The sequence below is a fragment of the Aminobacter ciceronei genome, assembly GCF_014138625.1.
Lineage (GTDB): Bacteria > Pseudomonadota > Alphaproteobacteria > Rhizobiales > Rhizobiaceae > Aminobacter > Aminobacter ciceronei.
The window spans coordinates 149,528-172,586 of sequence record NZ_JACJHY010000011.1 but is presented as its reverse complement, the minus strand read 5'-3'; the positions used below and the strand labels follow the sequence as shown (position 1 = coordinate 172,586).

21 protein-coding genes are annotated in these 23,059 nt (G+C 63.2%); 5 read left to right on the top strand and 16 right to left on the bottom strand.

The features are described from left to right. The coding region (locus tag HNQ95_RS13650; protein ID WP_182585794.1) for an NAD(P)(+) transhydrogenase (Re/Si-specific) subunit beta at positions 1-270 on the top strand (270 nt) is incomplete at its 5' end. A gap of 100 nt (positions 271-370) precedes the next feature. Here the strand turns inward: HNQ95_RS13650 and HNQ95_RS13645 are convergent. From HNQ95_RS13645 to HNQ95_RS13610, 8 genes are all read right to left on the bottom strand, one after another. Continuing rightward, positions 371-1,609 carry a phenylacetate--CoA ligase family protein gene (locus HNQ95_RS13645; RefSeq protein WP_067967521.1) on the bottom strand — a complete coding sequence of 413 codons (1,239 nt, stop codon included), beginning with the start codon at positions 1,607-1,609 and terminating at the stop codon, positions 371-373. Between the two features lie 67 nt (positions 1,610-1,676). Further along, complete coding sequence (locus tag HNQ95_RS13640) at positions 1,677-2,531, bottom strand: ABC transporter ATP-binding protein (protein ID WP_067967524.1); 855 nt, start codon at positions 2,529-2,531, stop codon at positions 1,677-1,679. 44 nt (positions 2,532-2,575) lie between these two features. Next, positions 2,576-3,904 (bottom strand): ABC transporter substrate-binding protein, encoded by a 1,329-nt coding sequence (locus HNQ95_RS13635; RefSeq protein ID WP_067967526.1) that lies wholly within the window; start codon positions 3,902-3,904, stop codon positions 2,576-2,578. 47 nt (positions 3,905-3,951) lie between these two features. Then, complete coding sequence (locus HNQ95_RS13630) at positions 3,952-5,028, bottom strand: branched-chain amino acid ABC transporter permease (RefSeq protein ID WP_067967530.1); 1,077 nt, start codon at positions 5,026-5,028, stop codon at positions 3,952-3,954. Between the two features lie 4 nt (positions 5,029-5,032). Then, positions 5,033-6,007: a branched-chain amino acid ABC transporter permease gene (locus HNQ95_RS13625; protein WP_067967535.1), complete on the bottom strand. Its 975-nt coding sequence runs from the start codon at positions 6,005-6,007 to the stop codon at positions 5,033-5,035. 108 nt (positions 6,008-6,115) lie between these two features. Next, positions 6,116-6,895 carry an ABC transporter ATP-binding protein gene (locus HNQ95_RS13620; protein ID WP_067967538.1) on the bottom strand — a complete coding sequence of 260 codons (780 nt, stop codon included), beginning with the start codon at positions 6,893-6,895 and terminating at the stop codon, positions 6,116-6,118. Next, positions 6,892-8,778 carry an AMP-binding protein gene (locus tag HNQ95_RS13615; RefSeq protein WP_246340743.1) on the bottom strand — a complete coding sequence of 629 codons (1,887 nt, stop codon included), beginning with the start codon at positions 8,776-8,778 and terminating at the stop codon, positions 6,892-6,894. The genes HNQ95_RS13620 and HNQ95_RS13615 overlap by 4 nt, the downstream gene beginning before the upstream one ends. 307 nt (positions 8,779-9,085) lie before the next feature. Continuing rightward, a complete protein-coding gene (locus tag HNQ95_RS13610; protein WP_246765458.1) occupies positions 9,086-9,760 on the bottom strand; it encodes a Crp/Fnr family transcriptional regulator in 675 nt (224 codons plus the stop codon). A 508-nt stretch (positions 9,761-10,268) separates the two neighbouring features. On the opposite strand from HNQ95_RS13610, the gene HNQ95_RS13605 reads away from it, so the two are divergent. From HNQ95_RS13605 to HNQ95_RS13595, 3 genes are all read left to right on the top strand, one after another. After that, positions 10,269-10,952, top strand: coding sequence for an antitoxin Xre/MbcA/ParS-like domain-containing protein (locus HNQ95_RS13605; protein ID WP_246340726.1), 684 nt, complete (start codon positions 10,269-10,271; stop codon positions 10,950-10,952). A gap of 314 nt (positions 10,953-11,266) precedes the next feature. Next, on the top strand, positions 11,267-12,307 hold the full coding sequence (locus HNQ95_RS13600) for a porin (RefSeq protein WP_182574302.1): 1,041 nt from the start codon (positions 11,267-11,269) through the stop codon (positions 12,305-12,307). Between the two features lie 161 nt (positions 12,308-12,468). Then, entirely contained in the window at positions 12,469-13,233 is a 765-nt protein-coding gene (locus tag HNQ95_RS13595) for an IclR family transcriptional regulator (protein WP_182574303.1), read from the top strand. 49 nt (positions 13,234-13,282) lie between these two features. Here the strand turns inward: HNQ95_RS13595 and HNQ95_RS13590 are convergent, their stop codons facing one another. The 3 genes from HNQ95_RS13590 to HNQ95_RS13580 all read right to left on the bottom strand — a co-directional run bounded on the left by HNQ95_RS13590 (position 13,283) and on the right by HNQ95_RS13580 (position 17,178). Beyond that, entirely contained in the window at positions 13,283-14,461 is a 1,179-nt protein-coding gene (locus HNQ95_RS13590) for a Rieske 2Fe-2S domain-containing protein (protein ID WP_312870931.1), read from the bottom strand. Between the two features lie 13 nt (positions 14,462-14,474). Continuing rightward, the gene (locus HNQ95_RS13585) at positions 14,475-15,440 is read right to left on the bottom strand and encodes a PDR/VanB family oxidoreductase (protein WP_154384270.1); all 966 of its coding nucleotides are present in this window, start codon (positions 15,438-15,440) and stop codon (positions 14,475-14,477) included. Between the two features lie 70 nt (positions 15,441-15,510). After that, on the bottom strand, positions 15,511-17,178 hold the full coding sequence (locus HNQ95_RS13580) for a thiamine pyrophosphate-binding protein (protein ID WP_210283770.1): 1,668 nt from the start codon (positions 17,176-17,178) through the stop codon (positions 15,511-15,513). A 316-nt stretch (positions 17,179-17,494) separates the two neighbouring features. Here HNQ95_RS13580 and HNQ95_RS13575 point away from each other — a divergent pair, with 316 nt between their 5' ends. Further along, positions 17,495-18,679 carry an amino acid aminotransferase gene (locus HNQ95_RS13575; RefSeq protein ID WP_182574306.1) on the top strand — a complete coding sequence of 395 codons (1,185 nt, stop codon included), beginning with the start codon at positions 17,495-17,497 and terminating at the stop codon, positions 18,677-18,679. A 128-nt stretch (positions 18,680-18,807) separates the two neighbouring features. Here HNQ95_RS13575 and HNQ95_RS13570 read toward each other — a convergent pair whose 3' ends face one another. The 5 genes from HNQ95_RS13570 to HNQ95_RS13550 are packed head-to-tail and all read right to left on the bottom strand — an operon-like array spanning position 18,808 to position 23,020. Beyond that, complete coding sequence (locus HNQ95_RS13570) at positions 18,808-19,980, bottom strand: 4-hydroxybenzoate 3-monooxygenase (RefSeq protein ID WP_067967557.1); 1,173 nt, start codon at positions 19,978-19,980, stop codon at positions 18,808-18,810. Between the two features lie 46 nt (positions 19,981-20,026). Next, positions 20,027-20,695: a 4-carboxy-4-hydroxy-2-oxoadipate aldolase/oxaloacetate decarboxylase gene (locus HNQ95_RS13565; protein WP_182574307.1), complete on the bottom strand. Its 669-nt coding sequence runs from the start codon at positions 20,693-20,695 to the stop codon at positions 20,027-20,029. Continuing rightward, the gene (locus HNQ95_RS13560; RefSeq protein ID WP_182574308.1) at positions 20,692-21,348 is read right to left on the bottom strand and encodes an RraA family protein; all 657 of its coding nucleotides are present in this window, start codon (positions 21,346-21,348) and stop codon (positions 20,692-20,694) included. The genes HNQ95_RS13565 and HNQ95_RS13560 overlap by 4 nt, the downstream gene beginning before the upstream one ends. Beyond that, positions 21,345-22,007, bottom strand: coding sequence for an RraA family protein (locus tag HNQ95_RS13555; protein ID WP_182574309.1), 663 nt, complete (start codon positions 22,005-22,007; stop codon positions 21,345-21,347). Before HNQ95_RS13555 ends, HNQ95_RS13560 begins: the two co-directional genes overlap by 4 nt. Further along, a complete protein-coding gene (locus HNQ95_RS13550; RefSeq protein WP_067967568.1) occupies positions 22,004-23,020 on the bottom strand; it encodes a DODA-type extradiol aromatic ring-opening family dioxygenase in 1,017 nt (338 codons plus the stop codon). The genes HNQ95_RS13555 and HNQ95_RS13550 overlap by 4 nt, the downstream gene beginning before the upstream one ends. Positions 23,021-23,059: the final 39 nt, after the last annotated feature.

Sequence of the window (23,059 nt, the reverse complement as noted above, 5' to 3'; positions counted from 1 at the left end):
AACTCGGAGTTCTCGCAGGCCGACGTCGCTTATGTCATCGGCGCCAACGACGTCACCAACCCGTCGGCACGTGACGACAAGAACTCGCCGATCTACGGCATGCCGATCCTCGACGTCGACAAGGCCCGCACCTGCCTGTTCGTCAAGCGCAGCCTCGGCTCCGGCTATGCCGGCATCGACAACACGCTGTTCTACAAGGACGGCACCATGATGCTGCTCGGCGACGCCAAGAAGATGACCGAAGAAATCGTCAAGGCCATGGATCACTGAGACAACACATCAGCCCATCCACCCCCCGACAAACAAAAAGCCCGGCAACGCCCGGGCTTCTTTCTACAGACGGTGCTTGCTGGCGAGCTTCTGCCTTGGATTATTCGATCGGCCGCTCGTCGGCGATGACCTTGCCGTCATTGGGCAAGGTGCCGGGGGCGACGATTTCGACGCCGCCGCGCATCTTGGTCGCTGCCTGCAAAGCCGCCTCGAGTTCTGCTTGCAGCCCGCCGTTGGCTGAACCGGCTTCGGCCTTCAGCAGCATGACGTCCTGTTCGGCCTGGCGACTGACGACGAGGCGAAGCCGGCCAAGGGCGGGGAATTTTCTTCCTATGGCGGCGATCTGGGCCGGGTCGACGAACATGCCCTTGATCTTGGTGCGCTGGTCGGCGCGACCCATCCAGCCGGCGAGCCGCATGTTGGTGCGGCCGCAGGCGCTCGGGCCGGGCAGGACACGCGACAGGTCGCCTGTGCCGAAACGCAGCAGCGGGTATTCCGGGCTGAGCCGTGTCACGACGACTTCGCCGACGTCGCCATCTGGGACAGTCTCGTTGGTGCCCGGGCGCACGATCTCGACGATCAGGCCTTCGTTGACGACAAGGCCCGAGCGCGCCGCCGTTTCATAGGCGGCGACGCCGAGTTCGGCGGTGGCGTAGGCCTGGTAGGCGTCGATGCCGGCGTTGACGATCTCCTGCTGCAGCGTGGCCGGAAACGCTGCGCCCGAAACCAGCGCGTGCCGGAACGGGCTGGCAGCTCCTGATGCCGCCATGCGGTCGAGCAGGATCTTGAGAAAATCCGGCGTGCCGATGTAGCCGGTGGGCTTCAGCACTGTGATCGCCTCGACCTGTTGTTCGGTGTTGCCGACACCAGCGGGGATCACTGCGCAGCCGAGCGCGTGTGCGCCGGCTTCCATCATGTGTCCGCCTGGGGTCAGGTGGTAGCTGAAGGCGTTGTGGACGACGTCTTCTCCACGCATGCCCGAGGCGAACAGGGCGCGGGCTGAGCCCCACCAGTCGTCGCTGCGTCCCTCCGGATCGAAGATCGGTCCGGGGGAAACGAGCAGGCGCTTGAGTGCGCCGGGCCTGGTGGGCGTGAGGCCGGCGAAAGGCGGGTTCTCGGTCTGCAAGGCAAGCAGCTCGCTTTTGCGGATGACCGGCACTTGCTGCAGGGCAGTGCGGTCGATGAGGCTATCAGGCGCAATCCCCTCGAGCTGCCGGCGCAGGGCCGGCGTCGCGGACAGCGCGGCGTCGATAAGCGAACGCAGCTGGGCAAAAAGTGCCGCCTCGCGGGCCGCTGGATCCTGGGTTTCCCCGGCATCGTAATATGCGTTCGTCACCATGGTTCACCTGGAGTTTGGACAAGGGGCAGGGCGCTGCCGTGGCTAGTCCCGCGCTGCCCGGAACAGATTATGCCAGCCAGCGCTTGCGCCGCTTGTAGCTCTTGACCTCGCGGAACGACTTGCGGCCCTCGCCGCCAATGCCGAGATAGAATTCCTTGACGTCCTCATTGTCGCGCAGGGAGGCGGCGTCGCCATCCATGACGATGCGCCCGGTCTCCATGATGTAGCCATAGGTGGCGTATTTCAGCGCCATGTTGGTGTTCTGCTCGGCCACCAGGAACGACACGCCCTGCTTGCTGTTCAGATCCTTGACGATCTCGAAGATCTCGTCGACCACCTGAGGCGCCAGCCCCATCGACGGCTCGTCGAGCAGGATCATCTTGGGTCGGCTCATCATCGCGCGGCCGATGGCGCACATCTGCTGCTCACCGCCCGAGGTGTAGCCGGCCATCGATGAGCGGCGCTGCTTCAGCCTGGGGAAATAGTCGTAGATCATGTCGAGATCGTCGCGGATGGCACGGTTGCCGTCGCGACGCGTGAAGGCGCCGGTGAGCAGGTTTTCCTCGATCGACAGATGGCCGAAGCAGTGGCGTCCCTCCATCACCTGAATGCAGCCGCGCCGCACCAGTTCGTTTGGGCTTAGTCGGTCGACGCGGTCGCCGTCGAACTCGATCGAGCCCTTGGTGACTTCGCCGCGCTCGGCCCTGAGCAGGTTGGAGATCGCCTTGAGCGTCGTCGTCTTGCCGGCGCCGTTGGCCCCCAGGATGGCGACGATGCCGCCTTGCGGCACATCAAGCGACACGCCCTTGAGGACGAGGATGACGTGATCGTAGATCACCTCGATATTGTTGACCGACAGCATCGGCCGGGCCGGCTCGACCGCTTTGGAAGCATGTTCAGACATCAGCAAGCTCCGGGTCATCGTCCCTTCCCCATGTGGGGAAGGGACTGGGTTCAGGGTGAGCCTCAGGAGGCGTCGCAGGCCTCGGAACGGGCCGGCCATGGCGCGTTCTTCTCGGCATAGGCCTTGGCGTCGGCATCGAGCAGCGGACCGACCTTGTCGCTCAGCGGCGCGATGTAGTCGGACACCTTTTCATAGGTCGTGCCGTTCCAGCTCTGGACGAAGGTCGAGAAGTGACCGTTGTGATCGGTGCAGGAGAGCTTGACTGCACCGGTGAAGCCCTCGAGGCCGATTTCCTTGAGCCGGGCGTCGTCGATGTTGAGGCCCTCGAGACCGCGGCGTACGTCCTCGCCGGTGACGACCTTGTTGCCGGTGATTTCCTGGGCTCTGCGGATCGCCTCGGCAATCAGCATCGAATTGTAGATGCCGCGGTTGTAGAGAACCTGGCCGACCTTGTCCTTGCCCGAGACCTGGCTCTTGCCGGCGTCGACGACGTGCTTCTGGATATCGGCAAGCAGCGGGAAGTCTGCGCCCACGGCATGCCAGTTCAGCGTCTTGAAGCCCTTGGCGCCATCGCCGGCGCCCTTGGCGTCATCCTCGCTCGGCCACCAGATCGAGATGAACTTCTCCATCGGGTAGTTGGTCTTGACAGCTTCCTTGACGGCGGTGGCGTTGAGCGCGCCCCAGCCATAGAGGATCATGTAGTCAGGCTTGTCGCGGCGGACGCTCAGCCATTGCGACGACTGGTTCTGCATGTCGGCGGCTGCAACCGGATACAGCTTGGCTTCGAAGCCGAGTTCCTTCGACAGCTGCTCGATCAGCGGCAGCGGCTCGCGGCCGAAGCTGGCGTCGAGATAGATGTAGCCGATCTTCTTGCCCTTGAGCTTCTCTATGCCGCCGCCTTCCTGCGTCGCGATGTATTGCAGGATCTGGGTGAAGCCGTCCCAGTAAGTCGCTGGCGGATTGAAGATCCAGGGGAAGGTGTCGCCCTTGGCCGAGGCCGACAAGCCGTAGGCCATCGACAGCACGGGAATCTTGTCCACGGCTGCCTTGGGGATCAGCGGCAAGGTGATGCCGGTCGACCACGGATTGACGATGACCGGCTTCTTGGGCTTCACCGATTCATAACATTCGAGGCCCTTCTTGGTGTCGTAGCCGGTCTCGCATTCCTCGACGATCAGCTTGACGCCGCCGATGCCACCGTCGCGCTCGTTGAGTAGCGTCAGGTAGTCGTGCATGCCGTTGGCGATCGGCGTGCCGGAGCCGGCGAACGGGCCGGTGCGGTAGGTGAACAGCGGCACGTAGATCGAGTCCTCGGCCTGCGCGTCGTGGACGGCGGGCAAGGTCAGCACTGCTGTTGCGGAAAGTGCATATAACCAGTTCTTGAGTGACATGACGTTCTCCTCCCTACTTGTTTGCATTTCCGTCTTGTGGGCAGCCCCTAGTAAGGGAAGGGCCACACACGAAGCTTCTGCTTGGCGATCTGCCAGAGCCGCGCGAGGCCGTGCGGTTCGACGATCAGGAAAAAGATGATGAGGGCACCGACGATCAGATAGGTCAGGTGCTCGACGGTCGCGGCTGCGATCGGCAGGCCGAGCGCCTCGGGAAGCCCGCGGATGACGATCGGCAGGATGTGGATGAGCGCGGCGCCGAAGAAGCTGCCGATCATCGAGCCAAGACCGCCGATGATGACCATGAACAACAGCAGGAACGACAGCTTGATGTCGAAGGCCGACGGCTCGGCGGCGCCGAGCCACAGGAACACCATCAGCGCGCCCGAGACGCCGCAATAGAAGGATGACACGGCGAAGGCCAACAGCTTTGCCGGCAGCAGGCGGATGCCCATCAGTTGGGCGGCGATGTCCATGTCCCGCACTGCCATCCAGGTGCGGCCGATCCGACCGTGAACGATGTTGGAGGCAAGCAGGGTCATGACCACGACGATGACGAGCACGACCAGATAGCGTGTCACCGGCGTGGCCGACGGGCCGGTGATGGCGAGGCCGAACAAGGTGCGCGCCGGCACCTCGATGGCGCCTGACGGATTGTCGTTGTAGAGCCAGCTGATGCGGACGAAGCACCATTGCAGGAAGAACTGTGCGGCGAGCGTCGCGACCGCGAGATAGAAGCCCTTGATACGCAGCGACGGCAGGCCGAACAGCACGCCGATGCCGGCTGCGAAGAAGCCCGAGCAGAGAATCCAGACCAGGATGTTGACGCCCGGAAAGATCGTCGAAAGCTTGTAGGCGGCATAGGCGCCGACGCCCATGAAGGCTGCCGAGCCCAGGGACAACAGGCCGGTGTAGCCGACGAGGATGTTGAGCCCGATCGCGCCGAGCGACAAGATCAGAAACGGCACCATGACCGAGGCGAGCAGGAACTCGTTGCCGAACAAAGGCACGACGACGAAGGCAACGAGCAGGATGGCGGCCAGGCCGAGCCTGTCCTGCAGGATCGGGAACACCGCCTGGTCGGCCGCGTAGCTTTGTTTGAACTGGCCCGTCTCGCGATAGAACATGGTGTCAGATCCGCTCGATTATCTTGTCGCCGAACAGGCCTTGCGGCCGGTACAGCAGGAACAGCAGAGCGATGGCATAGGCGAACCAGCTTTCGATGCCGCCGCCGAGCAAAGGCCCCCAGTAGAACTCGCCGAGTTTCTCGCCGATGCCGATGATCAGGCCGCCGACGATCGCGCCGGGCACCGAGGTCAGTCCGCCCAGCACCAGAACGGGCAGCGCCTTGAGGGCCACGATCTCGAGCGCGAAGGAGACGTCGGAGCGGGCACCCCACATGATGCCTGTCACCAGCGCGACCAGGCCTGCGGCGAACCAGACGATGACCCAGATCTGGTTGAGCGAAATGCCGACCGAAAGTGCTGCCTTGTGACTGTCGGCCACGGCACGCAACGCCCGGCCGATGCGGGTCTTCTGGAAGAACAGGGCGAGCCCGACGATCATCGCTGACGCGATGATCGCGGCGGCGATGTCGATCTTCTGGAAACTGACGAGGCCGCCGAGCATCTCGACGTCGACCGAACCGCTGGGCAGGAACAGTTCGCTTGTTATCATCTGCTTGGGGTCGCCGCCGAACACCATCTCGCCGAGGCCGATCAGCACATAGGTGATGCCGAAGGTCGCCATGAACAGGATGATGTCGGGCTGGTTGACCAACGGCCTGAGCACGACACGTTCGACCAGCATCGCCAGCACGAACATCACCCCTGCGGTCAGGATCAGGGCGACGAAGGCGGCCGCGTGACCCGAGAAACCTGCTGCCGAGAACTTCTCGTAGAAGCCGACGAGAGTGAGCGCCGAAAACACCACCATGATGCCCTGGGCAAAATTGAACACGCCCGAGGCCTTGAAGATGAGCACGAAGCCAAGCGCGATCAGCGCATAGAGCACTCCGGAGACCAGCCCTTCCCAAAGGGTCTGCACCAGCAGGTCGGGCATCTGCACCATCTGGACGAAGGGGTCGATGAAGATGTTGTAGAGCATCTGTTACCCCCCCCCCTCAGCCGAGCCGGCAGATGGCGCGAGCCGGCCGGCATGTCGTGCGTCTCGTGTTCATGCGGAATTTCTCTCTTCCACCAGACTGCTGCATGCTCAGTGCCCCACGCCGAGATAGGCTTCGATGACCTTCGGGTCGGCCTTGACCACCTCGGGCGTGCCGTCGGCGATCTTGTGCCCGTATTCGAGCACCACCACGCGATCGGACAGGTCCATCACCACGCCCATGTCGTGTTCGATGAGAGCGATGGTGGTGCCAAAGTGCTTGTTGAGGTCGAGGATGTAGCGGCACATGTCCTCCTTCTCCTCGATGTTCATGCCGGCCATCGGCTCGTCGAGCAGCAGGAGCTCCGGCTCCATCGCAAGCGCCCGGCCGAGCTCGACGCGCTTCTGCAGGCCGTAGGGCAGCTTGCCGACAGGCGTCTTGCGGATCGACTCGATCTGCAGGAAGTCGATGATGTCTTCGACCACGCGGCGGTGTTCGATCTCCTCGCGCATCGCCGGCCCGTAACGCAGCATCTGCCAGAACAGGCCGCGGTGCATTTTCAGCGTGCGGCCGACCATGATGTTGTCGAGCGTGGTCATGCCCTTGAACAGCGCCACGTTCTGGAACGTGCGGGCGATGCCCTGGCTCGCTGCCTGGTAGGGCCGCATGCGCGGACGCGTCTTTCCCTTGTAGGTGATGCGGCCGTGCTGGGGGTGATAGAAGCCGTTGACGACGTTCAGCATCGAGGTCTTGCCGGCGCCGTTGGGGCCGATGATGGCGCGGATCTCGCCCTTGCGGATGTCGAAGGAGACATCGGTGATGGCTTTCACCCCGCCGAACGACAAGGATACGCCATCGACCGCCAGCAGGGTTTCCGATGTCGCGGTCATGCGGCGGCCTCGAGCTTTGCGGTTGGCATCGCCTTGGTGTCGGCGATGCGGACCCGGGCCGAGATCACGCCCTTGCGACCGTCTTCGAAGGTCACTTCGGTCGAGATGTCGGCAGCGCCGGCACCGTTGTAGAGCGCGTCGACCAGCGGCTTGTAGCGTTCGGCGATGAAGCCGCGCCGCACCTTCTGGGTGCGGGTCATCTCGCCGTCGTCGGCGTCGAGTTCCTTGTGCAGGATCAGGAAGCGATGGATCTGGGCGGCAGCCATGCGCGGCTCGGCCGCGAGTGCCCGGTTCACCTCGGCGACATGCTCGATGAACATCGCATAGACCTCGGGCCGCTGTGCCAGTTCCTGGTACGAGCCGTAGGCGATATTCTTGCGCTCGGCCCAGTTGCCGACCGCCGTGAGGTCGATGTTGAGCATCACGGTGACGAAGTCGCGGTCCTGGCCGAAGGCCACGGCTTCCTTGATGTTGGGGAAGAATTTCAGCTTGTTTTCGATGTATTTCGGCGCAAACAGCGCGCCCGACCTCAGCTTGCCGACATCCTTGGCCCGGTCGATGATGTTGAGGTGGCCGTCGGGGTCGAAGAAGCCGGCGTCGCCCGTCCTCACATAGCCATCTGACGTTACCGTCTCGGCCGTCTTTTCCGCGTCCTTGTAATAGCCGACGAATTGGCCCGGCGAGCGGTAGAGCACCTCCCCGTCGTCGGTGATACGAATGTCGACATTGGGTGTTGCCGGCCCGACAGTGCCCGCACGGATCTGCCCGTCCGGCTGCGCGGTGACATAAAGGAATGCTTCGGTCTGCCCATAGAGCTGCTTCAGGTTGAGGCCGAGCGAGCGATAGAACGAAAACAGATCCGGGCCGATCGCCTCGCCGGCAGTGTAGGCGACCCGGATGCGAGAAAAGCCGAGTACGTTCTTCAGCGGCGCGTAGACCAGCAGGTTGCCAATGGCATAGCCGAGGCGAGCACGAAGCGGGACGTCCTTGCCGTCGAGGATCTGTTCGCCCCAGCGTTTGGCTATGCCGATGAAGTAGTTGAACATCGAGCGCTTCAGCGCGCCGGCATCTTCCATGCGGATGGTGATGCGGGTCAGCAGGGTTTCAAACACCCGTGGCGGCGCGAAATAGAAGCTCGGGCCGATCTCCTGGGTATCCGCCTCGGCGGTCTCGCGACTTTCGGGACAGGCGATGCAGAAGCCGGCGACCAGCGACTGTGCATAGTTGAGATAGTGGTCGCCGACCCATGCCAGCGGCAGGTAGGCAAGCACCTCGTCGCGGTCGGTCAGCTTGTCGAAGGTGACGGTATCGCGCGCCGCCGCAATCGAGCCGCCGGCAGTCAGCAGCACGCCCTTGGAGCGACCTGTCGTGCCCGAGGTGTAGAGGATGATCGAGATGTCGCTGGCCTGGCCATGATCGCGCTCGGCGTCGATTGCGGCGCGCGCAGTGGCGTCGGAAGCCAACAGGGCACGGCCGTTTGCTATGATGGTGTCGATGGCGTGAAGCCGGCTATGATCATAATCGCGCAGGCCGCGCGGCTCGTCATAAAGCACGGTGCGGAGCTTAGGCACACGATCTTGGACCGAGATCAGCTTGTCGACCTGCTCCTGGTCCTGCACCGCCGCAAATGCGACGTCGGCATGGTCGAGCACATAGGCCATCTCGTCGGCAACTGCGTCGGCGTAGACAGGGACAGGGATGGCGCCCAGCCACTGCGCGGCGAGAATGGTCCAGTACATGGCCGGCCGGTTTTCGCCGATGACCGCGATCGTCGCGCCGCGCTCGAGACCCAGCTGCTGCAAGCCGGTCGCATAGGCGCGGATTGTCTCGGCCAGTTCGCTCCAGCTCCACGTCCGCCAGATGCCAAGATCCTTGTGGCGCATCGCCGGACGGTCTGGCCGCACTTGTGCGTGCTCGCACAACAGCTTGGCAAACGTGTCGTGTCCGCGCGTCTCGCTCCCTTGTGCCAAAGGCACGCCTCCCGTTTCGTTCCCTCGTATGCCGCCGGGTATTCCCGGTCGTTGCATCGAGGCTCGCAACCTTGGCAGGCTTTTTCAAGGGCTGGCTTGACAGACACGTCGCCAATGTTCAGTCTTGGCTACCGGCCTTGTGTCGTCGAGCCGCTAAAATTCCCCTAAATTATTGATTTTGCTGTGCTGCCGGCGCTGGCGGACACCAAGCGCCGCGGTGCTACTCGCCGTAGTGGCGCAGCTTGTCGAGGTCCAGGATCGTCACGCCGCCACCTTCACTGCGGAGCAATCCTTCCTTTTCCAGCTCCTGCAGGATTCGGTTGGCGACAGGCCGCGACACGCCGGCCAGCAAGCCGATCTCTTCCTGACTGATATCGATGTGTTTGCCGACGAATGGGCTGATCACCGGGTTGAACAGCGAGGCCAGACTGCGCGCTACCTTGCCGGTCGAATCGAGCGTGCGGTCATGCTCCACCTGCGCAATGAACTGCCCAAGCCGCTCATTGATGAGCCGCACCAGCAACCGGTCGAAGGCGACGCTGTTTTCGAACAGCCAGAAGAATGTCGCGCGATTGAGAAGCGCCACCTGCGTGCGGCGCAGTGCAAGGACGTCATACTGGCGAGGCTCGTCCTTGAGCAGAGACCCTTCGCCGAACCAGCAGCTTGGCGGCAGGCCGGCATAGGTCACCGCCTTGCCCGAGGTAGTGATCGAACCCAGCCGCAGCAGGCCGCTGACCACACCTATCCAGTTGTCTATGCGATCGCCGCGATGGATGAAATAGGTGCCCGGCTCAAGGACGCGCAGCATGATGCCGCGTCTTGCACGCTCGCGCTCGTCCTCCGGCAGTTCGCGCGCCCAGAACACCGAGGCCAGAAATTGCTCCGGGCTTATCACGCGCGCTCCCATTCCTCATGACGAGTCGTGCGTACCATGTCTTTGTCACGCTCGCCATGCCGCGTGTGTGGCCGCGTGGTGTGCCGGTCGCTTCCCCACCAAGGCGCGTCGCCCATGCCCGTGGGGAATGTTAGCGGGCGCTCAAAGAATGGCAGGGGCATCGTCCGGATCGACTATGCCAACTGTGCAGAAGTCATTGTAGGCATGATCTGCCAGCAGCATCGATTGGACGACGGAGCCTGGCCGAGCAGCCCCGACCGCGGAGGAGCCTCATGGGTGCGGATCGTGGCGCGGATCGCATCGAGGGGAGGGTATCGATGAACGCTGTCTTGCATATGCGCGGCCGACGACCGGGCCTGGGGCGTACTGCTGCAGGCCTTGTCCGGCGTTGAGCCGGCCTCGTTAGCCGCCCGTCGATCGACGGGGCGAGCTTCGCAAGGATCGGCGGTGCCCCAAGATCGGATCTCCAGCTTGATGCTTTATTTTGCATTGGCAAGGATTAATGGGAATGGTCGAAGACATTCATGCGCACGGCATTAGCCTTGTCAACAAGTACACTGAATTCTTCATCAGTGAGCTGAAGAATATATTCGCCGCCGACAGTGAAACCATTGGTTGGCCGGCGCGGCAGCGGAGATTGCTCGATGTCACGGCCCGTCCGGCGGCGCAGCCGCCGAGCAGCATATCGCCCGAACTGCCTGACCTTGCCTCGCAATTCATCCGTGCCCTTGCTGTCGAGGCGTCCCGCCAGTGCCTGGCAAATGAGGGTGGCGATCCTGGCATGCTGGCGCAGCCGTCGGCCCCATCGATGCAGCAAGTCACGCTCCGCGGTGGTGACCTCGACTCCATGACCATCGAGGAGTGGGCGGGTCGCGTCGCTGGCGCCACCTATCTGGAAGAAAATCTCCGCATACCGCGGTCCACTTTGCATCGATGGTTCCGCTGCAACGAGGTCATCGCATTGCGAAAGGGGCGGCAGCGCCACGTATTCCCCCTGGCGCAGTTTGTCGACGGAAGGCCAGCGTCGGGTATTCGCGACGTGCTCGCCCATATCACCCATCCGCGGCAGGCCTGGCACTGGATGATCCATCCTTCGCCGGTGCTCAATGGCCGGACCCCGATCGATTTGCTCAAGCAAGACCTGGTCTGCGACGTCGTTTCGGCTGCAAAAGAACACTCCTTGATGTCATAGGCTCTGTCGAGCGTCCTCCTGGAGAGATTTTCTTGCAATGACTGTGTCAAAAATAACGTTTCATTTGTGCCAAATGTATTCATCGTTTCATTTGTACAGTATTGTTGTTGTTTTTATATCACGTAACTAGATAATTCGTCGATTTTGTGACGCGATGTCAAATTTTGATGTTTATCAATCCTGTCGGATAGAGATATTCAAGCTGGCCGGAAACGAAAATCAAAAAACCGTTTCTGTCTGATCGGTGCCAAAGTTGCTTTCAATATAAGAAAGTACTCTGTGCCATTTGGATTAATTCTAATGGAGGTTGGATAATGAATATCAAGAGCATTCTTCTCGGCTCTGCTGCGGCACTGCTCGCAGTTTCTGGTGCCCGTGCGGCCGACGCTGTCGTCGTCGCCGAACCGGAGCCGATGGAATATGTCCGCATCTGCGACGTCTACGGCGCGGGCTTCTACTACATCCCCGGCACCGAGACCTGCCTCAAGGTCGGCGGCCTGGTTCGCTACCAGATCGACTGGAAGGACACCGATGACGGCTGGAAGAAGTATTCGGCTGCCCGCCTCAAGCTTGATGCCCGTTCGGAGACCGAATACGGCACCTTCCGTCGCTACATCGAACTGCACTGGCAGAACGACGGCGGCACGCAGGGGCCGTCCGGTTACAGCGATACCACCGACATGTGGATCCGCTATGCCTACTTCGAAGTCGGCGGTCTGATGATCGGTCGCAACGACACGCTGTTCGACGGCGGCATCGACGGTGAGTTCGACAAGGGCGGCGGTGCCTTCATCAACCAGATCCGCTACACCTTCGACGCCGGCAACGGCATCGCCGTGTCAGTCGGCCTGGAAGAAGAAGCCAACAACTTCGACTACATGCCGCTCGTGACCGGCAAGGTCTCGATCGCCCAGGGCTGGGGTTCGGTCAACCTGTACGCAGCTTATGACGATCGCTTCTCCGAGTTCGCGCTGAAGGGCATCGTCAACGTCAAGGCAACCGATGCCCTGACTCTGCAGGCGGTCGCCACCTACGAGTCGGGTGCGACCTGGCTCGGTCTGCTGGCCCCCTATTCGGGTTACGACTGGTCGATCGGCGGCTATGTGAAGTACCAGGTCAACGAAAGCCTGTCGGTCGGTGCCGGCGGCCAGTACTTCGGCGACCGTCACTACGGCGACTTCGTCACCGGCCAGACCGTCGACCTGAACGCCAACGACTGGGCCATCGGTGCTGTCGTCGACTACAAGATTGTCGAGAACCTGAACGCCAAGCTGGCCGTCAACTACAACGATGGCGACAGCTATCCGGTCGACGGCTCGTTCTCAGGCTTCCTGCGCCTCGACGCGTCGTTCTAAGCGTCTATCTGAACTGATCTTGGCAAACCCGGCTTCCAGTCGCCGGGTTTGTCTTTTTCCGCCGACGAACCCAGGGAATTTTCAAGGCGGTTGTCTCGAATTTCGTGAATACTTCTTGCTATGCGTGACATATAACAGGCCATGCGCAGCGGAAGAACAGCATGAGACGGTCGAGCCAGGACAATGACGACGAGCAAGGATCCTCGTCAACAGTAAAAAGCGTCGAGGTCGCGGTCCAGATTCTGGATGCGCTGGCTGATGCTCCTGGTCCGGTGCGCGTGACAGAGCTGGCCCGCTCGCTTGACATGACCAAGGCCAGGGTGTCCAGGCACCTGCAGACGCTGACGCGGCTCGGTCTCGTCGACCACGCCCGCGAGGGCGAGGGCTATGTCTTCGGTCGCAGGCTGTTCAAATTCGGCAGAGCCGCCGTCTACCGCAGCAATGTCGTCGAGATCGCGCGGCCCTATCTCAACGAGCTGTGCGCGCAAACAGGCCATACGGCCTTGCTGACAACGCCGATCAAGGGTGGCGCGATGGTTGTGCACGCGGTGCCCAATCCTTTCGAGCCTGGCATCATGGTGCAGCCGGGTATGGTGCTGAGCTTGCCGGGATCGCCGGCAGCCCGGCTGTTCTATTATTTCGAAAACAAGAAGCCGGTGCCGCCGCGGGTCGTCGAGAACCTGACGGCCTATGGCGTCGACTTCGAGACCGACACGCGCGGCAACGGGCTTGGTGGCATCGCCGCCCCGATCTTCGAGGCCGACGGCCAGGTCTGTGCCGCGCTCGGCGTCATCCTGTCGTCGTCGCTGCTGGTGCCTGAGCCCGATGTCCAGCTGCTGGCAACCGTGAGATCGGTCGCAAGCGAAATCCAGAAGCGTTATGCCGACGGCGTCAACCCGGCCCTGATGCCGAAGCAATCCAGCTAAACCAGATCAGCTTTGCCGGCCCGCAGGGCGGTTGCGCCCCGGCGACCGGTTAGATGCCCTTGGCGATCGTTCGCGATCCGGCCTCGAGCTCGACCAGCGCTCTGGTCGGATCGAAGACGACCCCGATCGGATCCTTGCCGTTGGCAACGGCGTCGACCTGCTGACGCAGGACTCGGCGCAGCATGCCGATGCCCTGGTCGGTCGAGGTCAGGTTTTCCTCGGAGTGGAAGGTGATCGGCCCCTGGCCGACTTGCGCCTCGTAGTCTCCCGGCAGCCTCTGATGCTCCTGCTCCGTCAGCTCGTGCCAGAGCTTGCCGGCATATTTCGAGCGGATCTTGGCCAGAGTGCCGGCTTCGCTGACGCGGCCGACCGAATAGATCCGGAACGACATATCGTCCATCGGCAGCACCCAGCCGAGCAGGCTGCACGGGCCGTCGACGGTTGCGACCGGGCTTGCCACCGCGCGCACTGTCGGGATCACGGCCTCGGTGATGCGCTGATGCTCGCCGGCTTCGACATCGCGCAGCTGCAGGCTGGAGACGCCGCGCGGCGTGTAGTGGAAGCTCACACGCGGCATCAGGCTCATTTTGGAGTTGAACTGGTCACCGCTGAAGGAGCCGTGCAGGATCGGCACATGGAACGGGTCGAGCACATTTTCATAGTGCTGCAGCCAGTTGCAATCGACGATGACCGGCCCGCCGCTGCCGATGCTGCTGTCATCGGTTTCGAGGAATTCGCCGGCCTCGAGCGTCTCCAGCACATCATAGCTCGGCAGCACGGGTTTGCGGTCGAGCGGGCCCATATAGGCAAAGATCAGGCCGTATTTTTCCTCCAGCGGATAATACGGCTGGCGGATATGTCCGCGGGTCTTCGCACCCATTTCGGGCTCGCAAGGCTGTTCCAGGCAGTTGCCGTCAGCGTCGAACAGCCAGCCGTGATAGCAGCAGCGAATGCCCTGCTCCTCGACCCGGCCATAATAGAGCGATGCGCCGCGATGGGCGCAGCGTGGATGTACGAGGCCGGGCCGGCCGGTGCCGTCGCGAAACAGGATAAGCTCCTCGCCCAGCGCCATGATTTTTCGGGGCGTGGCGGTGGCGTCTCCCGACAGTCCGACCGGGTGCCAATAGCGCCGCAGCAGTTCGCCCATCGGCGTTCCACGCCCGACTTCGGTCAGCTCGGCGAAATATGTCGGCTTGGGCAAGGCGTAGGCCGATCCGTCTTTTGTCATTGTCATTCCTCCCCTAGCGGTCGAGCCGCAGCAGTGCTGTCGTGGCGCGTGAGCAGCAGATCATCATCGTGTTGCCGGCCGCACGTTCCGCGTCGCTGAGAACCTTGTCGCGGTGGTCGGGCACACCCTCCAGCACGCGGGTTTCGCATGTGCCGCAGACGCCGTTGCGACAGGACGAGGGCGCATGCACCCCGGCCTGTTCGAGCGCATCGAGGATTGTCTGGTCGGCACCGATCTGGATCGAGAGCCCCGACTTGTTCAGGACGACAATGAAGCCGCCATCATCGGCGGCCGGTACGGTTGGCGTGAAGGATTCGGAATGCACGGTCGAGGGATCGCGCGACGAGGCGGCGTCCAGGAACGCAGCGAGCATCGGCGCGGGACCACAGCAGTAGAGCTGTGCATCCGGCGTTGCCTGAGCGACGATGCGCGCGATATCGAGCAGACCATCTTTTTCGCTGTCGACGTGAAGCTGGATGTTGTCGCTGAGCGCCGAGAGCTCGTCGAGAAGTGCGCATTCGGCTCGCGAACGCACAGCATAATGTAGCGTCCAGTCAGCCCCTGCCTCGTGCAGCTGTCGCGCCATGGCCAGCAGGGGCGTGATGCCGATGCCACCTGCAATCAGGATCGACGTGGCTCTGGAGTCCGCAAGCGCGAAGGTCGAACGGGGCTGCGAAATCCTGATCCGATCGCCGGGCCGTGCATTTGTATGCAGCCAGCGCGAACCGCCGCGTGTTGCTCGGTCGAGTGCGACGGCGATGCGGTAGTCTGAAGCATGCGGCGCACCGATCAGAGAGTATTGCCGCACCAGACCATCGGGAAGATGGACGTCGATATGGGCGCCCGCGTCGAAGGAAGGCAGGGGCGCGCCGTTGGTAGGCCTGAGATCGTATGAGAGGACCGTCGGCGTTTCGTAGGAAATCCGACGGACGATCACCTCGATCGTCGCGTCGGCAGTCTGCTGGTGACCGTCGTTCATTTTTGCGGCCATCCCAAGCCGTTCGAGGAGGCCCGGCCGCGCGTCCGCGGGATGCCGGGCCCGGTGAGGTTCAGCCCAGCGGGTTGGCTGGTGGCGTGACGGGCGAGGGCACGAAGGGGTGGATCAGCGCCCAGGGGCTCGGCATTTCGCTGACCGAGACGGCGATCAGGACCGGGCCGTTGCTGTCTTTTGCCCGCACAAGTGCGTCGTGAAGTCCCGATGGTGAGTCCACCTTTTCGAAGGGCAGGCCGAAGGCGCTTGCCAGATGGGCGAAGTCCGGGTTGGCGAGTTCGACCGCGAAGGTGTCGCCGAAGGTGCGCTGCTGGATGCGGCGGACATTGCCGTAGTGGCCGTCGACGAAGACCACGACCGACATGTTGCAGCCGTCGCGCGCCAACGTCGCCAGTTCCTGCATGCCCCAGCCGAAGCCGCCGTCGCCATTGAGCGAAACGACGCGCCGGTCCGGATTGCCGTGGGCGGCACCGAGTGCGGTGTTGAAGCCGTAGCCCAGTGTGCCCTGGTAGCCCGGGGTGACGTAAGAATTGGCGGCATGGACGGGGAAGGCGATGTTGGAGAAGTAGCCGACCTGGGTCAGTTCGCTGACGAGGATGTCGTCCTTGGCCATGCTGGAGCGAATGGCCCTGACATAGTCGGTTTGCGGCTGGATGGCATCGGTCTGCGATGCGGACCAGGCCTTGACCTTGCCGATCTTGTCTGATGACGAAGCTCGTATTTCGGACGGCAGAGCTGCGAGCAGGGCTTCGGCGGCGGCGGTTGCGTCCGACAGCACCAGGCAGCCCGGCGTGCGGGGTGCTCCAGCGGCACCCGCATCAACATTGACATAGACGTATCTGGTGTCGCCGCTGGCATGGGTCGGCTTGGCGATGCCGTCGATGAACCGGGTTCCGACCGCAACGATGACGTCGGCATGCGGGAACACCGCGCGTCCGCCAAGTGATGTCAGGGCAAGCGGGTGGTTGTCATCAAGCAGACCGCGTGCGCCGTCAGTCATGACGACAGGCGCCTGCAACCGCTCGGCGAGCGCCTGGATGGCCTTGCCGGCACCTGATGCGGCGGCACCGCCGCCGACCTGGATGACGGGGAACTTCGCCTGCGCCAGGATGGCGGCCGCTTCCTCGATGGTGTCGGGCTGCGGTTCGAGGCGGTTGAATTCGGCGCGCGGCAAGACTTTCGTCACGCCCTTGGCCTGCAGCACGTCAGGCGGCAATTCGATGGCGACCGGGCGTGGATGGCCCGAGCGCAGCTGCACGAAGGCTTCATGGACAAGCGCGGGAACGTCTTCGGGGCGACGAGCGATGCCGTGCCACTTGGTCAGCGACTTGAGGATGCCGCTCTGGTCGGGGATTTCGTGCAGCATGCCGTGCTTCTGACCGATCAGGGTCGAGGGAATCTGGCCCGAGATGCAGAGCACGCGCGAGCTGCAGGCATAGGCGGTGGCGAGGCCGGACAGAGCGTTGAGCACGCCGGGGCCTGGCACGACCATGAACACGCCTTCGCGGCCGGTGGTGCGGGCATAGCCGTCGGCCATGTAGGACGTCGCCTGCTCGTGGCGGGGCATGATGTAGCGAATGCGGTCCGGCTGGCTGCGGATGGCGTCAACCGCCCAGTCGAGCTGAATACCGGGAATGCCGAAGATATCGGTCACGCCTTCTTCCAGGAGTTGGGCGACCAACGCCTGTCCTCCGGTCAGCTCCATAGGTTCGTAGTTCCCGTTCACGCCGCTTTTCTCCGATTGGTTTCGCATGCAGGGCGGGCTCTGACCCGAGGCCGTTTTGCCGGCCCAGGAGCGTCCCAGAACCCTGCGAAGAGTCACATGAAATGCAAAGTCGTCTCATAATGCGTTACATCGTCTCGCTAGTCAACGACAAAACGCGATAGCTGGTCCGAGTTGGAATCCGCTTGGGCTGGCTGTCGTGTAACATCAGGAAAAATGCTAGAGGACGCGCGCCACAAGAGGTCAGCTTGATGAGTTCGAGTTGACCATGTTCAAAATTCGCGATAAAGTCTCATAATACGAGACAATAGAGGGTGATATGTTTTCAAATCTCTCCACGCCGACAGCCGACCCGCTGCTCGGAATGATGCAGCAGTTCCGCGACGACCCGAGCGCCGACAAGGTCGACCTCGGCATCGGCATCTACAAGGACGGGCAGGGCAACGCGCCGGTGCTGGCAACGGTCAAACAGGCGGAATCCTTCCTGGTGGAGAACCAGAAGTCGAAGGCTTATGTCTCTTCGGCCGGCAACGAGGACTATAACCGCCTGACGCGGGAACTCATCTTCGGCGCCAATAGCGGCCTGCTTGCGCGGTCGCAGGCGATCCAGACGCCGGGCGGCACTGGTGCGTTGCGTGTCGCAGGCGATTTCGCCCACAGCGTGAAGCCGGGCGCCAAGGTCTTCTTGCCGGATCCGACCTGGCCGAACCATCCTTCTCTGCTGGCCGCTGCTGGCCTCCAGGTGGTCCGTTACCCCTATTACGACGTCGCGTCGGGCAAGCTGCAGTTCGACCGGATGATCGAGGCGCTGCGCGCCGCGGGTCCCGGCGACCTGGTGCTGTTCCACGGCTGCTGCCACAACCCCGGCGGCGCCGACCCGAGCCTGGCGCAGTGGGCCGAAATCGCCGAATTGCTCGCCTCGACCGGCGCCACCCCGCTGATCGACCTGGCCTATCTCGGTTTCGGCGACGGGCTGGCCGAGGATGCCGCCGGCGTCCGGCTCCTGGCCGAGCGCTTGCCGGAAATGCTGATTGCCAGCTCCTATTCGAAGAACTTTGCGCTCTACCGCGAACGCGTTGGCGCGCTGACCTTGGTGGCCAAGGATGAGGCCACGGCCAGCCGCGCGCACGGCCACCTGTTGCCGGTCGTCCGCACCAACTATTCGATGCCGCCGGACCACGGTGCTTCGGTCGTCGCTCACATTCTTGGCAATGCGGCTCTGCGCACGACCTGGGAAGGCGAGGTTGCCGAAATGCGCGGACGCATCAACGGCATGCGCGAAAAGCTTGTGGCAGCGCTTGCAGGTCGCACGACGCGCGATTTCGGATTCCTCGGCGTACAGCGCGGCATGTTTGCCATGCTCGGCATCACCCCTGCCGACGCCGAGCGGATGAAGGTCGAGCACCATGTCCACATCACCAGCTCAGGTCGCGTCAACGTCGCCGGCTTGAACGACAGCAATGTCGGCCATGTCGCCAACGCCATCGTCGCGGTCTGCGGCTGACTTCGGTGACGGCGGGCTTTGGTCCGCGTGAATGAAAGAAGGGCGGCGTTCCATCGGAACGCCGCCCTTTCCCTTTGAAAGCCTATCGCCGGGATCGGCTTGTCGCCGTGTTCCGGAATTGGTCCGGATCAGATTTCGTAAGGCAGGCCGAGCTGGGCCTTGCGCAGCCGCTGCTGGCCGATCTCGGTATTTCCCCAGTGGTTCAGCGTCTGGTACTGCATCCGGGTCTGGAAGCTCGTCTGGCCGGGGAAGATGTGCAGCGCCTCGCACATCGAGCAGGCCCAATGGACCGTCGGCCAGATCCGCCGCAGGCACATCTCCGAATAGCTGTCGAGCAGGGTGGTGTCGTTGGTCGTCAGCAAACGGCGGATCGCTTCTGCCATGATGCGCGCATCACCAACCGCGAGGTTAAGCCCCTTGCCGCCGCTCGGCGGAACGATATGTGCTGCGTCGCCGGCAATGGCCAGGCGGCCGTGGCGCATCTTCTCGCAGACATAACCGCGCAGGCGCGCCACTGAGCGCTCGATGATCGGGCCGCGATTGAGCTGCGCTGCCGTGCCGTCGTCCATGCGGATGTCGAGTTCATCCCAGATCTGCTGGTCGCTCATCGCATTGGGGTCGGCGTCGGGTTCGACCTGCAGATAGAGCCGGCCGACCGACGCGGATCGGGCGGAGGCAACAGCCAGGCCGCGTGTCGAATGGGCAAAGCCGCGGCGGGCGGCAAGCGGCGCCGCCTCGGCCAGGATGCCGAGCCACGCAAACGGGTATTCGGTCAGGAAGACGTGCTCATCCGAGCCCGGAATGTGCCTGCGGCTGACGCCGTGGTAGCCGTCGCAGCCGGCGATGAACTGGCACTCCAGCACCTTGTCTTCGCCATTATGGCGATAGTGGATGCGCGGAGCGTCCTCGATACCGTCGAGCCGCGATACGTCGGCTTCGAAGACGATCGGCAGGCCGTCGGCCTCGCGTTGAAGGATCAGGTCCTCGACGATCTTCTGCTGGCCGTAGGTGGTCAGGTGCCGGCCGGTACCGTCGTCGAGCGAGATATCGGCCTTCTGCCTGTCCCAGCACAACTGCATCGAGCGCATCGGAATGCCCTCACGGTTGAGGCGCTCACCCATACCGTAGGTGCGCAGCGTGTCGACAGTACCCGATTCGAGAACGCCCGCCCGCACGCGCTCGAGCACATAGGCCCGCGTACGTCGTTCGAGGATCACCGAGTCGATACCGTTGAGCTGGAGAATGCGCGCCACAAGCAGGCCGGCTGGCCCCGCGCCGATGATCCCGACCTGAGTTTTCATGAGTTCACCCATTGCTGCTGACTGGTTTGCGGCGCCGTGTCTGGCGTCAGTATTCGAGGCCCTTGTCCTTCAGGCGCCCGCGCAGGTTGAAGAGATCGAGGCTGAGGACGCCCTTGGCGAGTTCTGTGCGCTTGGCTTCCTCATCGGCGATGCGCCGCTCGGAAAGTTGTGCGACGGTATCGGCCAGTTGGCGCGGGATGATCACGACGCCGTCGTCATCGGCGACGACGACGTCCCCGGGATTGACCACTGCACCGGCACACGAGACCGGAACGTTCACCGATCCGATTGTTTCCTTGACCGTTCCCTGGGCACAGATCGCTGTCGACCAGACCGGAAACTTCATCTGGGTGAGGTCGCGGATGTCGCGGACGCCTGCGTCGATGACCAGGCCGATGCCGCCGCGCGCCATGACCGAGGTCGCCAGCAGGTCGCCGAAATAGCCGGCGTCGGACGGCGAGAAAGGTGCCACTACAAGGATGTCGCCTGGCTTGATCAGCTCGATAGCCACATGGATCATCCAGTTGTCGCCGGGCGGCACCAGGACGGTGACGGCGCTTCCCGCTATGGCGGCACCCGGATAGATCGGCCGCATGCGCGAGCTCATCAGGCCGGTGCGGCCTAGAGCTTCGTGGGTGGTGGCGACGCCGGCCTTGGCCAGCCGGGCGATTGCCGCGCTGTCGGAGCGTTCGATGTTGCGGACGACCTTGTTCATGACTGGCGGGTCTGCAGTGAGTGGTAGCGGTACTTCACGCGGGCATCGCGCAGCGACATGCCCTCGGTGATGGCTTTCCGGATGGCGTTTTCGGCGATGGCGATCTCGTCGGCGAGGTCGAGAACCTGTTCGGCCCGCTCGCTCGGAATGACGACGACGCCGTCGGCATCGCCGACTAGGATGTCGCCCTGGCGAACCAGCGCGCCGCCGATCTCGACCGTGATGCCGGTGGCGTCGACCTGGACACGGTCCTTGCCGGTCTTCATCGAATAGCTGCGCGAATAGATCGGGTAGCCGAGCCTGAGGCAAAGATCGACGTCGCGGCAGGCGCCGTCGATGACAGTCCCGGCAAGGCCCTTGTGGTTGGCCAACTGGGTCATGATATCGCCCCAGACCGTGCAGTCCTCGCGGCCGCGATTGTCGAGCACAACGACGGTGCCGGCCGGCAGGTCATCGATGAAGTCGCCGACATTGCCCGGTGCCAGCACGTCGACCGGCACGTAGCGGACGGTGAAGGCGCGGCCGACAAGCCTGAATTTGTGGTCGCGCGGCTTGATGCCCCGGCAGACGCCTTCGATGCCGAGCCGGTCCATGGCGTCGGACAGGGTGGCGCAGTCGTGTTTTCCGGCGCGTTCTACGGCCTGGTCGGTCATTGAATTGCCTCGAGCATGTCTTCGTAATCGGCGCCGAGCACCTGGGAGACCGGCTTGCCGGTCTTCAGGGCTTCGATCATCAGACGTTCCTTGGCAGCGATACGCTCGCCGGTCCGGATCACCTTTTCTGCATTGTCGGCAGTGATGAACACCGCACCCGAACCGTCTGAAATGACGTAGTCGCCGGGCGTCACGATCACCGCGTCGATGGTGACGGGCACGTTGGTTGCGACCTCATGGACGCGGCCGCGAGCCGTGCGCACGGTGGTCGCGCGGGCAAAGATCGGAAAGTCGAGCCCGTTGGCTTCGTCCATGTCACGCAACGGCCCATCGACGATCACGCCCTGGATGCCGACAAGGCGCGCGGCCTGGGTCAGCACTCCGCCCCAGCCGCCGGCATCGATGCCGGGATGGGAAACGACGATCAGCGAGTTGGCGTCGCCGGCTTCGATGGCGCGGGCACCAAGATGGACCTTGGGTGCGCCTGCCGGCGCCGGGCCTTCGGCGAGGGCGACAGTGACAACGCGCCCGGCCACCACGCCGCTGCCGGAGCGGCGGGCGATGCCGGTGACGGCACCAGGCAGGCCGAGTGCGTCGAGCGCGTCCGAGACCGTGCAGGCATCGAGCTGGCGCAGCCGTTCAAGCAACTCTGCGCTCATGACTTGACGCCCCACCAGTACATGCCCTGGGCGGTGCCGGTACCGGCCGGTGAGCGGTAGCAAGGCACATAGGCCACTTCATGGAACTCTGTGTCGTAGGCTTCCATGACACCTGCGGTGGTGATCCAGCTCTTCATCTCCGAAGTGCCCGACTGGAGCTCCGAAAGCGGGATGTTCTTGAGGAACTCGGCATCCTTTTCGCGCATCGCCTGCATGAAGCGGGCGTCCCAGTCCTCATCGATGGTGAAATGGCTCATGCCGCCCGACCCGAACACGACGACACGGGCGTCGCTGTTCCAGGAGCGGATGGCCTCGCCGACGACCTGGCCGAACTTGTAGGAACGGCGGGCGGTCGGCTGGTTCGGCGGGAAGAAGGTGTTCTGGTAGATCGGAACGTTGGGGATGACCTTGTCGCGCATCACCTGGCGGTAGATATGGCCGAAGGCGTGGCTGATGCCGGTCGTGCGCGGATTGTGTGTCGGCAGTTTTGGCGAGACGGTGATGTCGAACTCGTTCTCGACCAGATTGCCGATGATGTGCTTGGCGAGCTCCGGCACCGTATCGTATTCGCGATACTCTTCCGGTGCATGCCCGGCCTCGCCCTCGGCGACACCAGGCGGCATCAGGCGGCGGCCCTCTTCGGTCGCCGGATGATGGCGGATCTTGTCGCCGTAGTAGATCATGTAGGGCGGGCTCAAATCCTCGCCGTAGATCTCGTGCTGGTCGTTGCCGAAGATGATGGCGACGTCGGCCTTCATGGCATCGAAGGCATCGGCCAGTCGTTCGCTGGCGATGTGGCACTTCTCATAATTTGCAGTCATCGCCGCCATGGTGCTGCGTTCGGCAAGGTTCTCGTCCTTGCGCAATTCGCAGAGCTGGTCGAACGAATAGACGCCGCCCCGGAACGGGTGCATGCGGGTTCGGTCCGACTGGACGCGCAGCAGCCATTTGTCAGGCGTGGTGTGCAGTTGCGGCCCATGGGCCGTGCAGATGAAACCGACTATTTTCGCCATAGGTAGCCTCCATGTTGTTCCAAGGCTGCGCTTCAGGTG

Bases quoted from the DNA above. Each gene is read 5' to 3' on its own strand.
- HNQ95_RS13600 (WP_182574302.1), top strand. From the start codon at position 11,267: ATGAATATCAAGAGCATTCTTCTCGGCTCTGCTGCGGCACTGCTCGCA.
- HNQ95_RS13585 (WP_154384270.1), bottom strand. From the start codon at position 15,440: ATGAACGACGGTCACCAGCAGACTGCCGACGCGACGATCGAGGTGATC.
- HNQ95_RS13635 (WP_067967526.1), bottom strand. From the start codon at position 3,904: ATGTCACTCAAGAACTGGTTATATGCACTTTCCGCAACAGCAGTGCTG.
- HNQ95_RS13565 (WP_182574307.1), bottom strand. From the start codon at position 20,695: ATGAACAAGGTCGTCCGCAACATCGAACGCTCCGACAGCGCGGCAATC.
- HNQ95_RS13630 (WP_067967530.1), bottom strand. From the start codon at position 5,028: ATGTTCTATCGCGAGACGGGCCAGTTCAAACAAAGCTACGCGGCCGAC.
- HNQ95_RS13640 (WP_067967524.1), bottom strand. From the start codon at position 2,531: ATGACCCGGAGCTTGCTGATGTCTGAACATGCTTCCAAAGCGGTCGAG.
- HNQ95_RS13550 (WP_067967568.1), bottom strand. From the start codon at position 23,020: ATGGCGAAAATAGTCGGTTTCATCTGCACGGCCCATGGGCCGCAACTG.
- HNQ95_RS13615 (WP_246340743.1), bottom strand. From the start codon at position 8,778: ATGCGCCACAAGGATCTTGGCATCTGGCGGACGTGGAGCTGGAGCGAA.
- HNQ95_RS13570 (WP_067967557.1), bottom strand. From the start codon at position 19,980: ATGAAAACTCAGGTCGGGATCATCGGCGCGGGGCCAGCCGGCCTGCTT.
- HNQ95_RS13645 (WP_067967521.1), bottom strand. From the start codon at position 1,609: ATGGTGACGAACGCATATTACGATGCCGGGGAAACCCAGGATCCAGCG.
- HNQ95_RS13560 (WP_182574308.1), bottom strand. From the start codon at position 21,348: ATGACCGACCAGGCCGTAGAACGCGCCGGAAAACACGACTGCGCCACC.
- HNQ95_RS13595 (WP_182574303.1), top strand. From the start codon at position 12,469: ATGAGACGGTCGAGCCAGGACAATGACGACGAGCAAGGATCCTCGTCA.
- HNQ95_RS13590 (WP_312870931.1), bottom strand. From the start codon at position 14,461: ATGACAAAAGACGGATCGGCCTACGCCTTGCCCAAGCCGACATATTTC.
- HNQ95_RS13620 (WP_067967538.1), bottom strand. From the start codon at position 6,895: ATGACCGCGACATCGGAAACCCTGCTGGCGGTCGATGGCGTATCCTTG.
- HNQ95_RS13605 (WP_246340726.1), top strand. From the start codon at position 10,269: ATGGTCGAAGACATTCATGCGCACGGCATTAGCCTTGTCAACAAGTAC.
- HNQ95_RS13625 (WP_067967535.1), bottom strand. From the start codon at position 6,007: ATGCTCTACAACATCTTCATCGACCCCTTCGTCCAGATGGTGCAGATG.
- HNQ95_RS13555 (WP_182574309.1), bottom strand. From the start codon at position 22,007: ATGAGCGCAGAGTTGCTTGAACGGCTGCGCCAGCTCGATGCCTGCACG.
- HNQ95_RS13575 (WP_182574306.1), top strand. From the start codon at position 17,495: ATGTTTTCAAATCTCTCCACGCCGACAGCCGACCCGCTGCTCGGAATG.